This window comes from Arcticibacterium sp. (assembly GCF_055134445.1).
This window is the reverse complement of record NZ_JBSRVI010000132.1, coordinates 1-15003: the sequence shown is the minus strand read 5'-3', so window position 1 is coordinate 15003 and position 15003 is coordinate 1. Positions and strand designations below refer to the sequence as shown.

10 protein-coding genes are annotated in these 15003 nt (G+C 36.9%); all 10 read left to right on the top strand.

All coding sequences use genetic code 11. The features are described from left to right. Window positions 1-2196: an ATP-binding protein gene (locus tag ACTBZY_RS16950; RefSeq protein ID WP_463047537.1), complete on the top strand. Its 2196-nt coding sequence runs from the start codon at window positions 1-3 to the stop codon at window positions 2194-2196. Between the two features lie 3 nt (window positions 2197-2199). Next, window positions 2200-4398, top strand: a complete 2199-nt coding sequence (locus tag ACTBZY_RS16945) for an ATP-binding protein (RefSeq protein WP_463047536.1) — start codon at window positions 2200-2202, stop codon at window positions 4396-4398. A gap of 2 nt (window positions 4399-4400) precedes the next feature. Beyond that, a complete protein-coding gene (locus ACTBZY_RS16940) occupies window positions 4401-6926 on the top strand; it encodes an ATP-binding protein (RefSeq protein ID WP_463047535.1) in 2526 nt (841 codons plus the stop codon). Continuing rightward, window positions 6923-7105, top strand: a complete 183-nt coding sequence (locus ACTBZY_RS16935; RefSeq protein WP_463047534.1) for a hypothetical protein — start codon at window positions 6923-6925, stop codon at window positions 7103-7105. The genes ACTBZY_RS16940 and ACTBZY_RS16935 overlap by 4 nt, the downstream gene beginning before the upstream one ends. Window positions 7106-7110: 5 nt before the next feature. Further along, a complete protein-coding gene (locus ACTBZY_RS16930; protein ID WP_463047533.1) occupies window positions 7111-8250 on the top strand; it encodes an FIST signal transduction protein in 1140 nt (379 codons plus the stop codon). Between the two features lie 3 nt (window positions 8251-8253). After that, on the top strand, window positions 8254-9411 hold the full coding sequence (locus ACTBZY_RS16925; RefSeq protein WP_463047532.1) for an FIST signal transduction protein: 1158 nt from the start codon (window positions 8254-8256) through the stop codon (window positions 9409-9411). Between the two features lies 1 nt (window position 9412). After that, window positions 9413-10492 carry a sensor histidine kinase gene (locus ACTBZY_RS16920; RefSeq protein ID WP_463047531.1) on the top strand — a complete coding sequence of 360 codons (1080 nt, stop codon included), beginning with the start codon at window positions 9413-9415 and terminating at the stop codon, window positions 10490-10492. 42 nt (window positions 10493-10534) lie between these two features. Then, window positions 10535-13018, top strand: a complete 2484-nt coding sequence (locus ACTBZY_RS16915) for an ATP-binding protein (RefSeq protein ID WP_463047530.1) — start codon at window positions 10535-10537, stop codon at window positions 13016-13018. An 81-nt stretch (window positions 13019-13099) separates the two neighbouring features. Further along, window positions 13100-14443, top strand: coding sequence for a Gfo/Idh/MocA family protein (locus ACTBZY_RS16910; protein ID WP_463047529.1), 1344 nt, complete (start codon window positions 13100-13102; stop codon window positions 14441-14443). A 5-nt stretch (window positions 14444-14448) separates the two neighbouring features. Continuing rightward, window positions 14449-15003, top strand: a 555-nt coding sequence (locus ACTBZY_RS16905) for a heparan-alpha-glucosaminide N-acetyltransferase domain-containing protein (RefSeq protein WP_463047528.1), incomplete at its 3' end; no start/stop codon positions are given.

Sequence of the window (15003 nt, the reverse complement as noted above, 5' to 3'; positions counted from 1 at the left end):
ATGAAAAAGTATTTAAGCACACTTCTATTTTTTTTACCTTTAGCCATTTTTTCTCAGCAAAGCGAAGTCATAAAAATAGACTCCTTGCCTCAAAAAGGCATTTTATTAGATAAAGGCTGGAAATGGCACGTGGGAGATAATCCTAAATACGCCAAAGCTGATTTTGATGATTCGGCTTGGGAGGGTATTGACCCTACGCAAGATATTATGGATTTGCCGCAAATTTTTGATTCAAAAATAAAGTGGCTAAGACTTGATTTTGTGGTGAAAAACAAATTTACTGAGCCAATTGGTTTATCAATCAATCAAAGTGGTGCTTCTGAAATTTATTTGAATGGCCTTTTGGTAAAGCAAATCGGGCATTTTGATGTGGATTTAAACAAAGTGATAGCTGATACCCCCTTATCTATTCCTTTTTATTTACCAGTTGATTCGGCAGGAAAATATACCTTAGCGATTAGGTACGTTTTGCAACCAAACATTCATTATACTAAACTATTTATTTATCGTAATAATTTTTTTAAAGCCAGCCTAGTACCATTAGTGCCAGCACTCAATTCAGTACTAAATAATAAATCTTACAATATTGGTTTAGATATATTCAAATTTGGAATCTTCTTGATACTTTTTATACTGCACGCAGCTTTCTATTTTAATCAAAAAAATGACAGGGCACATCTTTTATTGGCATTCACTTTTTTAAGCTCAGCTCTGGTATGTTTGTTATTTATTTTCTTTCGTTACTATCCAAACGTTCCTGTTTGGTTTTGGTTTGCAAATCTTGGACAATTTTTATTTTTTCTTGCTTCTGGTCTCCAAATCGCAGTTTTGTATTATTTCGCAAAAGTCAAAATTGATTTTCTGTATTGGGTAATGATAGCAGTTGCATTTATGGCGACATTTTTAGCAAGTTTAAGCTATAACTATGGAAATTTGGGGGCTTTATTAGCTAGTGTCTTTTGTTTATTTTTTCTGCTTAGAATAGCAATTATTGGATTAAAGAAAAAAATCAGAGGATTTAAGTTTCTGAGTGTTGGCGTAATTCTTAATTTGTTAGCCTTTATTTCTATTGGGTTCTACTATTTGCAAGTTCTCAAAATTTCAGTTTACCAGCTTGATTTAATTTATAATATTGGCTATATGGCTTTTCCGATTGGGCTTTCAATTTATATGGGCCTCAAATCAAGCGATAACAATAAGGAATTGACCGAAAAATTGTCGGAAAATGAAATTTTAAAAGAACAAGCGGTTAATCAAGAAAAAGAAAAACAACAAATTCTCACCACCCAAAACGAAACGCTTGAAAAACAAGTAACCGAGCGAACTTTTGCATTAAATAATTCCCTCGAAAACCTCAAATCCACCCAAGCCCAACTCATACAATCCGAAAAAATGGCAAGCTTAGGAGAACTAACCGCTGGCATTGCCCACGAAATTCAGAATCCCTTAAACTTTGTAAATAACTTTTCAGAAGTCAGTTCTGAATTAGTTCATGAATTAAAAGAGGAATTAGATAAAGGAGACATTAATGAAGCAAAAGCCATTTCTGATGATGTGATTCAAAACCTTCAAAAAATCCACCACCACGGAAACCGAGCAAGTAGCATCGTAAAAGGAATGCTAGAGCACAGCAGAACCAGTTCTGGCAAAAAGGAACTGACCGATATAAATGCCTTAGCCGACGAATATTTAAGGTTAGCTTACCACGGACTAAGAGCGAAAGACAGAGACTTCAATGCCGACTTCGAAACCCATTTCGACGCAAATCTCCCCAAAATAGAGGTGATCTCACAAGACATAGGAAGAGTACTTTTGAATTTGATAAACAATGCATTTCAGGCTTGTATCGAGCGAAGCTCTGATACAATCACTGAGCTTGCCGAAGAGCCATTATCCACCCAAAAGAATTCGGACAGCTACAAACCAACAGTAAGCATTTCGACTAGTCAAGAGCTAACGGCTAAAGGCCAAAAGCAAATAGCCATAAAAATAAAAGATAACGGCCCAGGAATCCCCCACGCCATCAAAGACAAAATATTCCAACCCTTTTTTACAACAAAAGACACTGGAAAAGGAACTGGCTTAGGGCTGAGTTTGGCTTATGATATTGTGAAGGCCCATGGAGGGGAGTTGATGATGGAAAGCAAAGAAGGGGAAGGAAGTGAATTTGTTATTTACTTTACATTAAACAAATAAGGTATGAAGACTATTTTTTACATCATTGGGCTCTTACTGCCATTAACACTTTTTGGTCAGTCAGAAAAAGTTTTTGTAATCTCAGACACTACTTTTTCAGAGGGTTGGAAAGATTTAACATATGACTGGCATTATCAAAAAGGAGATGATGCGGCTTGGGCCAATCCGGAATTTGATGATGCTTCCTGGACGCAATTCTCGAGTGTCAATTTAAACATGCCCGATGGTGAGAATGCCATCGCCGACCGCGGTGAAATTGTTTGGTTCAGAAAACGTATTAAAGCGGATAGCAGCTTAACACAGACTATCGTTTTAAATATCCGGCAGCTAGGAGCCTCAGAGATTTATTTAGATGGTAAGCTGATTCTCCAACTGGGAAAAGTGAGTACAAATAAAGATGAAATCATTTATTTTCATCCTTACGGACAAATTCTTCAATTTCCCCTGGAAAGAGGAAAGGTACAGGTGTTGGCCGTGCGTTATGTCAATGCACAATATAAATTTCCCATATATACGAATACCAATGGGGACATTAGACTTTCGGTTTCAACCCTTAACAATGCCACCTCCACCGATGTATTAAAAAATAGACGAATCGCTGGCTTTCAACAGTATGATAAAAACTATCACATCGCTTTAGGCATTGCGATCTTGATGTTTATCATATTCATATCCTTTTACTTGGTTTTCCCCAGTGAAAAAATCAATGGATACTTCGCCATTTCTAATCTTTTGTTGAGTCTGTTTTACGCTGGAGTAATCTGGTCGAATGGTTATACTGGAGATCAGTTTTGGATTTCCTTCCTAATGGCAAACAATACTGTATTTTCCTTTTCAATCTTACTGTTTTGCCTGTACAGCATTATGGAGCAGCCCATAGATTTTGGGTATAAAGCAGTAATGTTTTTAGGCCTTGTAACCATTGGTTGTTCCTTTTTATACGCCCCTCTTATATTAATCACCGCTTGGGGACTTTTTTTATTGGTGGCCATTATACGAATAGCTGTAAAATCCTGGAACAAAAATAGAGTGGCAAGTATCTTATTACTGAGTTCTAGTATTATTTCAATATTATTCTGGGCGATAATTATTTTAACCGAAATTGGTCTAACACAAAACGATATTGGTATAACAGATTTTTATATACGAGACTATATTCCTTTTGCCCAAATGCTCAATCCCGTTGTTTTAGCTATTTACTTAGGTTACGCCTTGGGCAAGCGAAGTCAGGAATTAAGCCTTAACCTAGACAAGGTTAAAAAACTCTCAAAAGAAAAAGAGTCCATTTTATATTTACAAAATGAAACCCTCGAAAAAAAGGTAAAAGAACGCACCACCGAACTGAATCAGTCTCTCGAAAACCTCAAATCCACCCAAGCCCAATTAATACAATCCGAAAAAATGGCAAGCCTGGGTGAGTTAACGGCAGGCATTGCCCATGAGATTCAAAATCCGCTAAACTTTGTTAATAATTTTTCAGAAGTGTCCAAAGAGCTAGCCGAAGAACTGAAAGAGGAATCAAAAAAAGCAGAAATGGATAAAGATTTAATAGCTGAATTAGCGTTAAACATTGCTGAGAATCAAACTAAAATACACCATCATGGAGCCAGAGCCAGCAGCATCGTAAAAGGAATGCTAGAGCATAGCAGAACTAGCTCAGGTGAAAAGGAATTAACAGATATTAATGCTTTGGCAGATGAATATTTAAGACTTTCTTTTCATGGTTTAAGGGCAAAGAATAAAGATTTCAATGCAGAAATGGTGACAGAATTTGACCCTAATCTGCCAAAAATTGAAGTCGTTTCGCAGGATATTGGCAGGGTGCTTTTGAACTTGATTAACAATGCGTTTCAAGCTTGTATCGAGCGAAGCTCTGATGCAAACACTGAGCTTGTCGAAGTGCCGTTATCCACCCAAGAGAATGCCACGAAGTCGGAAGTTTATAAACCAATAGTTACAGTCAGCACTGAGCTCAATGCCCAAGGCCAACTGCTCATTGCTATAAAGGACAACGGCCCAGGCATCCCAGACGCCATCAAAGATAAAATTTTCCAACCTTTCTTCACTACTAAAGACACAGGAAAAGGAACAGGTTTAGGGTTAAGTTTGGCATATGATATAGTGAAGGCTCATGGTGGCGAATTGAAGGTCGATACGGAAGAAGGAGAAGGGTCGGAGTTTATTATAGTCTTATCAATTTAGTTATGAAAATAAAAGATATATTATCCTGTCTCGTAGTTGTTATCCTGTTTCAAGGCGTGACCATGGCACAAGAAACATTGCTTATTAGCCCGACTAAAATTGATAGTCTACACCAATTGATCGTCAACCGAAAAAATAACGATGAAGAAAAAGTACGTCTCCTCAATGAATACGCTCGGCTCTGTTTTTTTAACCAGGAATTTAAACTAGGACTTGTTTCGGCGAGAGAGGCATTTGAAATATCAAAAAAACTGGATTATAAGGGAGGAGAAATTATGTTTAATATGACGCTTTCAGCATTTCAAGGAAGCGGTGAGCTGTACAGCTTTTATTTATATCAAGCCAGGAATCTGGATTCTAAAGCAAATAATCAATTTTCCGAGTTAACGACTGAGTTATATATTCCAATTGGATACCCACCAGATTATGATGAATTCCTTTTGCGTAAACTAACCCCCTTACTTCAATATTTTGAAGACCTTGACGATAAGGAAATACAACTCACCCTTATGTCTCCAATAATAGTGAGTTATTATTTGTTGGGCAGGACAGATGAAGTGAAAATAAATCTTAGGAAACTTGCTGATCTAAGTCGAGAACTAAGGCTATATTACCCCTCATTTGTGGCCTATTCGAATCTGAAAATATTATTCGATTCAGAAGGAAATACTGAAGAGGCTGAAAAAATAGAACAAGAGATAATTGATTTATTATTAATTAGTAAGGATAATAATGGAACAGCACTTCTGAACTTTATACAGGGTAATAATTATAGCATCTTGGGTCAGTATGCCATTGCAATTGATTATTATTTAAAAAGTATCGATGCATATGAATCTGTAGGTGACCTTAATATGTTGCTACAAATCTACTATCAATTGGGCTTTGGTTATGAAACCCTTGAAATGCAGGATAAAGCTTTTGAAGTTTATGAAAAGCTAATTTCATTAACAAAAGAGCTGAATATAAACACCAGACTTTATACTGTCTATACCCGCCCTGTTTTTCCCCTGTATGAATTAAAAAGATACGATGAAGCCAGAAACTATATGGCCCTAGCCCTAAAGGGTACAAATGGACAAGTCAGGACTTTACTCGAGGCAAAAAGCAATAGCCTGGAAGGACAAATTTCATTAGACCAGAGAGCATATGACGAAGCCATCTCTTACCTGCAAAAGACCTACAAAACGTATTCAAAGATTGATAATAATAATGAGGCAAGGTATACATTACCCTTTACACTCTTATACCTATCCGAATCCTATTATAAAATAGGGGACTTTAAAAACGCCCTAAAAAATGCTTTAGAATGTCTAGAAAGAGAAAATCAATTAAATAGTAATAGAACAATCATAAAAAATAAAATCAGCTTTTTAATCTCAGAGATCTATATTGAAATGGGGCAACCTGAAAAAGCTTTTGATTACATCAAAATGTATCAGGAGATAATTAAGGAGTCAAATAAAGCTGAAAATGCCAACCGGGTTGCTGAAGCTCAGATACGATCCATTATCAACAAAAGTGAAAAACAAATTGACCAACTGGAAAAAGAGAGATTACAAAAGATTCAGGAAAGCAAAGTTCAGCGTGTATGGATTTTTAGCATAGCCGGTGCTTTGCTATCTGCAGTAATACTTGCTCTTATCCTATACCGAAATAATAAAAACAAGCAAAAAGCAAATAAACTCCTTCGGGAACAAAAAGAAGAGATTCAAACAACTTTGCAACAACTCGAGTCCACCCAAGCCCAACTCATTCAATCAGAAAAAATGGCAAGCCTTGGAGAGTTAACTGCTGGCATTGCCCATGAGATACAGAATCCCTTGAATTTTGTAAACAACTTCTCAGAAGTAAGTTCTGAATTAGTTCATGAATTAAAAGATGAATTAGATAAAGGAGACATTAATGAAGCAAAAGCCATTTCTGATGATGTGATTCAAAACCTTCAAAAAATCCACCACCACGGAAACCGAGCCAGCAGCATTGTAAAAGGTATGTTGGAGCATTCCAGAACCAGTACTGGTGAAAAAGAATTGACAGATATTAATGCACTTGCAGAGGAGTATTTAAGACTGTCCTATCATGGATTAAGAGCAAAGGATAAAAGCTTTAATGCAGAATTGGTCACAAACTTTGACCCAGATTTGCCGAAAATAGAGGTCATTCCGCAAGATATTGGACGAGTGTTTCTGAATTTGATAAATAATGCTTTTCAAGCCGTTTCGGAAGAAGCAGAAAAGAGAAAGGATCAAAATGATATAGATTATAAACCATTAGTTTCAGTTTCTACAGAGCTCATAGCCCAAAGCTCATTGCTCATAGCCATAAAAGACAACGGCCCAGGAATCCCAGACGCCATCAAAGACAAAATTTTCCAACCTTTCTTCACTACTAAAGATACAGGAAAAGGAACTGGATTAGGGCTCAGTTTGGCTTATGATATTGTGAAGGCTCATGGTGGGGAGATTGAATTGGAGTCGAAAGAAAATGAAGGTACTGAGTTCATTATAAAACTACCAATAGCATGAAATCAAAATCAGTGAAATCCAATAATCTATTGAAATCCTCCGAATATTTCGGGACAGGCGTGGTTCAGACTGGTATTGTGAGGGCACACGATGGGGAGTTGAAAGTGGAGAGCCAGCCTGCCAGACGAACTGGTCAAAAAAATATTAGTACAAAATTTATTATTTCCCTACCAAACTAAAAAAAATGAAAGGAAAATCAATTAAAGGAAAATCTACAGAAGAAATTAAATTAGCTTTAGAAAAAAGTATGGTAGATGGTTTTAAACCAACCCTAGCGATCTGTTTTATATCGGTTGCTCTCGATAGAACAGCCATTACTGCCATTTTGGATGCTGAAAATATTACTGTTTTTGGATGTACAACCAATGGCGAATTTACCGATGAAGAAACCGAAAAGTCTTCTGCCGCCATTCTTTTACTCGACATGAATAGAGATTATTTTGAAATCTATTTCGAAGAATATCCCAATAAAAATTATAGAGAGATTGCTACAAATATTGCACAAAAAGCCAAAAATAAATTTGCCAAACCCGCTTTTTTACTCGGTATTAGCAATGTCGCTGTTGATGGCGAAGAAATTCTTCATGGCTTGGAAGATGTAATTGGTATGGATGTAAATGCTTTTGGCGGTGCCGCAGGAGATGATCAGTCTTTTTCTGGGACTTTTGTTTTTACCAATGGCCAAGATAGCGGCAATGCAATGGTATGTATTGCTTTAGACGAAACTAAAATTGAGATCAAAGGAATTGCTACCTGTGGATGGAAAGCAGTAGGAACAGATAAAATTGTGACCAAAAGCGAAGGCAATCATGTATATACAGTAGATAATATTCCTGTTTTAGATATTACCGCTAAATATGGCGGAATAGAGAATTTAACACCAGGAAATACTAATTTACTTTTAGATATTGCAGCTAACTTTCCATTGCAATTACAACGTGAAAAAGGGGATCCCGTCATGCGACCAGGTTTACAAGTTGATTGGTCAGATCATTCTTTTTATACCAGTGGCTCCGTCCCTCAAGGTTCAAAAGTACGGTTTTCATTACCGCCTGATTTTGATGTAGTGGACAAAGTTGTAAAAGCTTTAGAAAATTTAAAAGCAACTGAAATGCCCCAAGCTGATGCATTAGTTGTATTTAGTTGTTTAGGCAGGATCATATCTTTAGGGCCGTTAATGACACATGAGTTAGAGGGTGTAAAAAATGTATGGAATGTACCTATGGCGGGTATGTTTAGCAATGCAGAATTGGGCAGAGCCACAGGAGGAAACTTGGAAATGCATAATTTAACTTCTTGTTGTGTAGCTATAAAAGAGAAATAAGAAATGAAAGCAAAATCTATAACAGGGAAATCGGCAGAAGAAATTCAAACAAATTTAGAAAAGTCAATGGATGATGGATTTAAGCCTACTTTGGCTATCGTTTTTCTTTCTATAAAGCAAGACAGAAAAGCAGTTGTCGCGTTATTAAAAACAAAAGGAATAGATGTGTTTGGTGCTACTTCTTGTGGTGAGTTTATTAATGGTTATCATAGTGATGGAGAAATTGTTATTCTTTTACTTGATGTTAAAAGAGAATATTATGCAATAAGTATTGAAGATGTTGAAAATAACAATATTGATAGTGCAGCTTCATTAGTAGCAAAAAATGCATTATCACATTTTAAAAACCCAACAATGTTATTATCTAGTTGTGGTGTATTTTCAGATGGACAATTCTTTGATGGCGACAAGTTTGTAAAAACAATGGTAATAGAATTAGGAGAGGATATCGTCTTTTTTGGTGGTACGGCCGGTGATGATTGGGCCTTACAAAACAGCTTTGTATTTACACATCAAAAAGAATCTCATAATGGCATAGTTTCATTGGTTTTTGACGGCGATAAAATTTCTTTAAAAGGGATGGCCATTCACGGATGGAAACCATTAGGAATTACCAGACGAGTGACAAAAAGTTCGGGGAATAAAGTATATAGTATTGATGGTAAACCCGCGGTAGAAATGTATTTAAAATATTTGGGAATGTCTGAAAAAAGTATTGACGAAAAATTTGATGTTTTCAGGGACATATCCGTCGATTTTCCATTTATTGCAAAACGTAAAAATGGAGAAACAATTCTTAAATCACCTCGATCAATAGATGCAAAATCCAATGCACTAATAATGGACAAAGAAATGGAGGAGGGTGATGAATTTCACTTTACCACTCCGCCCGATTTCGAGATTTCGGAAGAAATTATTTCAGAGGCTAAAGCTTTAAAAATCAACACAGAAAACAAGGCTGATGCATTACTTATTTTTTCTTGTGCTGGCAGACCACCCGTTTTAGGGCCCTTAACCGTTAATGAAAATGAAGGTTTAGCAGAAGTTTGGCAGGTGCCTATGGCTGGTTTTTATACGTATGGGGAGTTTGGAAGAATAAAAGGGGGGAAACAAAATTTTCATTCTGGTATGTGTTGCTGGGTTACATTAAAAGAAATGTAAAATGAACCAATCCTTACAATTCATAATAGAATACTTAAACCAAATCGATAATGTATCGATAGAAATAAAAGAGGAACTTATAAAAGCAGCCAAAAGGGTAAAAAGTGATTTAGAAATTGCCGAATTCAAATTAGAACGAACGGAGAAAGTAAAACGAACCACTTCAATCCTTCTCGAAGAAACAATTGAAGAACTCGAACAAAAAAGAAAGGCAATAGAAGAAACTAATGTGGCCTTAGAACAATCTCTAAAAGATTTAAAATCCACCCAAGCCCAACTCATCCAATCCGAAAAAATGGCCAGCCTTGGTGAATTGACAGCTGGAATAGCCCATGAGATTCAGAATCCTCTCAACTTTGTTAATAACTTTTCTGAAGTAAGTGAGGAATTGATAGATGAGGTTCTGGGTGAAAGGTTAAAGGTTAAAGGTGAAAGAGATGAAGCTTTGGAAGAGGAAATTTTAAAGGATATAAAAGAGAATCTTACGAAAATTCACCATCACGGAAACCGTGCCAGTAGCATAGTAAAAGGCATGCTAGAGCACAGCAGAACCAGCACTGGTCAAAAGGAATTGACAGACATTAATGCTTTGGCCGATGAATATTTGAGGCTTTCGTATCATGGACTGCGTGCGAAGGACAAAACCTTTAATGCCGAGATGTTGACAAACTTCGACCCTACCCTACCTAAGATTGAAGTGATTCCTCAGGATATAGGCCGTGTGTTGTTAAATTTGATAAATAATGCTTTTCAGGCGGTGTCCGAAGAAGCCTTAAAGCGAAAGTTAAATTTAAACGGAAATGAGGGGAATTCGGACAGCTATAAGCCAATAGTCTCCATCAAAACAGAGCTCACGGCTCACGGCCAACTGCTCATTGCCATAAAAGACAACGGCCCAGGCATCCCAGACGCCATCAAAGACAAAATTTTCCAACCTTTTTTCACTACCAAGCCTACAGGAAAGGGCACCGGTTTAGGGTTGAGTTTGGCTTATGATATTGTGAAGGCACATGGTGGGGAGTTGAAAGTGGAAACAGAAGATGGGAGTGGAAGTGTGTTTATTATAGTTTTAGATGGATAAGATAATCTTAGTTTAAAATTGAAAATGGTAAATAAAAAATATATGAAAATAATCCAATTCTTCATTTTACTGCTTTTCGTACCCTCTGTTTTACAGGCACAGTTTAATGTTAAGTTTGATATTAATGAAGAAATCAGGCTTGATAAAGATAGTATTTATCTTGCTGGGGATTTCAACGATTGGGATTATTCTGCCAACAAAGATTACAGATTAAAACCTATTGGCTCTAATAAAAAATCAATCACGCTGAACTTAAAAGCGGGAACCTATCAGTATTGCTTTTACAGAGGTAGCGAGGATAAAAAAGAAGCAAGCTTTTATGGGTATGAACAGAATGATATAGGGGGCTGGAGCCGATCTGTTACCATTACAAAAGATACCCTAATACAAAATAACATCAGGGCCTGGAAAGACCATATGCCACGATTGGAAGTGTTAACAATTACACAATCTGTACTAAATGAAGTAAAGAAAATTAATCTGTCCGATATGAATGTCTGGTTTTTCAAAAAAGGCCACGACAGTCTTTATGCTGAGCCCAACCTGAATACCGACAGCTGGGAAAAATTAAAACCTGCAGATATCAAGGAGTCTTTTGCTGATTCCAATGGACGATTTGAGGGTTGGTTCCGAACAAAAATAAAGATAGATTCTAGCCTACTCAATAACCACATCAACTTTTTCACTCTAGGCTGGGCTGCCATGGATTTGTATATGGATGGAAAATTGATTCATCGTTACGGAAACACAGGCAGTGATGGGACACCATTCAAAGAAAATCTGGTAAATCATAAACGCCCTATAGTACTTAGCGTTCTTCCTGGAGCAGAACATGTCTTGGCAATTCATTATGTGGATGAACTTTCTGCTTTACCCAAAAGTGCTTTTAAAGGAAGTTCAACCTTAGGATTTATGAATGAGACTGAAAACGCAATTTGGGATAAACACATTACCGAAGAACCTATTTACACAACACTAAGAATCGTAGTTGGTATATTTTTGAGTTTGCTATTCTGGCTATTGGCATTTCTAAATCCAAAAGAAAAAAGCTTCAAAATCATTGCGGCTTATTCCACCATGTTGGCAATATTTTCAGTTGGTAGATTTATGATTCATAATCCTTTTGCATCATACGATAGCTTGATTATTTCAAAATTTTTAATGCAATTTATATCAGTTTTTTTTGAAGCAATAAGCATCCTTCTGTTTGTTATTGTTTTTAACAGGAAAATCACAAAAACCTTAAACATTATTTTTCTTTCGTTTATAGTCTACAATCTTTCTGCTCTTTTTTATCAGTCAAATGAAGTAATTGATATCCTGATTGTATTGTTTACGCTTGCCACTATTTTATACTATATTATTTCTTCGTGGAAATCATTAAAAGTAACCCATTGGGCAATAATTATAGGTTTTTTGCTTATGATAATCTGGGTGATTTTTATTGCCCTCCTTATTGGGTCAAATCAGGAAAGAGATATAATAACGGAGTCTATTTTAGTAACGGCTTTATTTCTTTCTTTTCCTATTTCCTTGTTAGTTTATGTTGCACTGCGTTTCAAAGAAATAATCATCGAAGTCCGTCAAAATGCCGATAAATTATTACTGGTTACAGAAGAAAAAAAGGAACTTTTAGAAAGTCAAAATATAATTCTTGAAAAACAAGTAAGCGAACGGACAAGAGATTTAAACCTGTCCTTAGAAAACCTCAAATCCACCCAAGCCCAACTGATACAGTCCGAAAAAATGGCGAGCTTAGGAGAACTGACGGCAGGCATAGCCCATGAGATTCAGAATCCACTCAACTTTGTAAATAACTTCTCGGAAGTAAGTGAGGAATTGATAGATGAGGTTCTGGGTGAAAGGTTAAAGGTTAAAGGTGAACGGGATGAGAATCTTGAAGAAGAAATATTAGGAGACATAAAAGAAAATCTCTCTAAAATCTACCACCACGGCAACCGTGCCAGTAGCATTGTAAAAGGCATGTTGGAGCATTCCAGAACCAGTTCTGGCGAAAATGAGCTTACAGATATCAATGCCTTGGCAGATGAATATTTGAGGCTGTCCTACCATGGCATAAGAGCCAAAGACAAGAACGGTTCGACGCCTCGATTTAATGCAGAAATGGTCACAGACTTTGATCCAAAACTGCCTAAGATTGAGGTAATCCCGCAGGATATTGGAAGAGTGCTGTTGAATTTAATTAATAATTCTTTTCAGGCGGTAGATGAACAAGCTCAAAAAAGGATTGAAGGCTATAAACCAACGGTCTCCTTAAAAACAGAGCACAAAGCTGATGGCTCAATGCTCATAGCCATCAAAGACAACGGCCCAGGCATCCCAGATTCCATCAAAGACAAAATCTTCCAGCCCTTCTTCACCACCAAGCCTTCTGGGCAAGGTACTGGTTTAGGGCTGAGTTTAGCTTACGATATTGTGAAGGCTCATGGTGGGGATTTGAAAGTAGATTCTGTGGTTGGACAAGGAAGTGAATTTATCATGGAGATACCTATAAAAACCCTTTAGCCAGTACGAGTAAGAGACCCAGCAATTATTTTGATTTTAATGACTATCTTGAACAAATAATTTACCCTAGATAGATTTAAAATGAAAAAATCGCGTAGAGACTTTTTGAAAGAAGGTACAGGAGGTGCCTTCTTACTTTCTTTAGGTGGAATTTTGCCAGGTTTTTCTGCAAAAACTTACGCTAATATTCTTGGTGCTAATGACAGGATATTAGCTGCCAGTATGGGCGTGAATAGTCGCGGATTAGCAGTGGCTAAAAACTTCGCCAATCAGGATAATTGTGAAGTGATTCATATTTGTGATGTGGATGCTAGAGCATCCGAAATATGTATCGAAGCGGTGGAGAAAGTGCAGGGGAAAAGACCTCATAATACACCTGATTTCAGAAGAGCCTTAGAGGATAAAGACGTTGATGTATTGATAGTTACCGCACCAGACCATTGGCATGCACCAGCTACCTTATTGGCATGTTCGGCGGGCAAACATGTTTACTTAGAAAAACCATGCAGTCACAATCCAAAAGAAGGCGAAATGCTTTTGGAATCAGGCAAAAAGTACAAGCGGGTTTTACAAATGGGAAATCAGCGTAGATCTTGGCCAAATGTAGCCATGGCCATTAAGGAACTACATAATGGTATTATCGGTAGGCCATATTATGCTAAAACATGGTATACAAATAACCGTGATACCATTGGTATTGGGAAAAATACGGCAATTCCTTCCTGGCTAAATTATGATTTCTGGCAGGGTCCTGCACCACGAAAACCGTTTAAGGATAATTTAATACACTATAACTGGCATTGGTTTTGGCATTGGGGAACAGGCGAAGCTCTTAATAATGGCACTCATATGGTAGACCTAGCACGTTGGGGTTTGGGCGTAGATTTTCCTGTGAAAGTTAATTCTTCTGGCGGTCGATTTAGATTTCAAGATGATTGGGAAACGCCAGACACTCAGATGATTTCTATAGAGTTTGCGAATAAAAGTATGATAACCTGGGAAGGTCGAAGCTGTAACGGGAAATTGGATGAAGGCAACAGTGTGGGCGTGATGTTTTATGGAGATAATGGTTCTATGCTTATTGGGAGTGGAAATGCTTATAAGATATTTGATCTTCAAGATAGACTAGTAAAGGAAGTAAAAAACGATTTTGAGATTGACCCTAGAAATTTGCAAAATCCCTCTCAACAATTAGATGCTTTGCACATTCAAAACTTTTTTGATGGTATTAGAAAAGGTACCCCAGTAATATCAGACATTAATGGTGGGTATAAAAGCACACTTCTAGTTCAATTAGGAAATATATCTCAGCGAACCGGCCGTACCTTGAATATTGACGCTAGCAATGGGCATATTATGAATGACGAGCATGCCTTAAAGTTTTGGTCACGTACTTACGAACCAGGTTGGGAGCCAAAGATTTAAAATACATGTCAGCTAAAAAAGAAGTTTTTATCCAGAACAGACTACTTTCCTTAGATGCTTTGCGTGGCTTCGATATGTTTTGGATAATTGGTGGAGAAGAGTTGATTCATGTCATGGCAAAAATTAACCACGGGTCCATTTGGACACCATTATCTGCTCAGTTTGGGCATCCTTATTGGAATGGTTTTACTGCCTACGATTTGATTTTCCCTTTGTTTATTTTTTTGGCTGGGGTTTCCACCCCATTTTCTATTGCGAAAGCCTTAAAAGCCGGAAAAAGTAGGCGAACGCTTTTGATAAAAGTTTTAAAAAGGGGCTTGATTTTGTTTTTGTTAGGATTGATTTATAATAATGGATTGGAATTAAGACCAGTTTCAGATATACGGTTTATGAGTGTATTAGGCCGTATTGGCATTGCTTATACTTTGTCTAATATCATTTATTTATATGTCAAAGAAAAGTGGCTTTTACACTGGTTTATGGGACTGTTGGTTTCCTATTACCTGATTCTGAAATTCAACGCTGCTCCTGGTTTTCTTTCAGGTGATTTAAGCATGGAG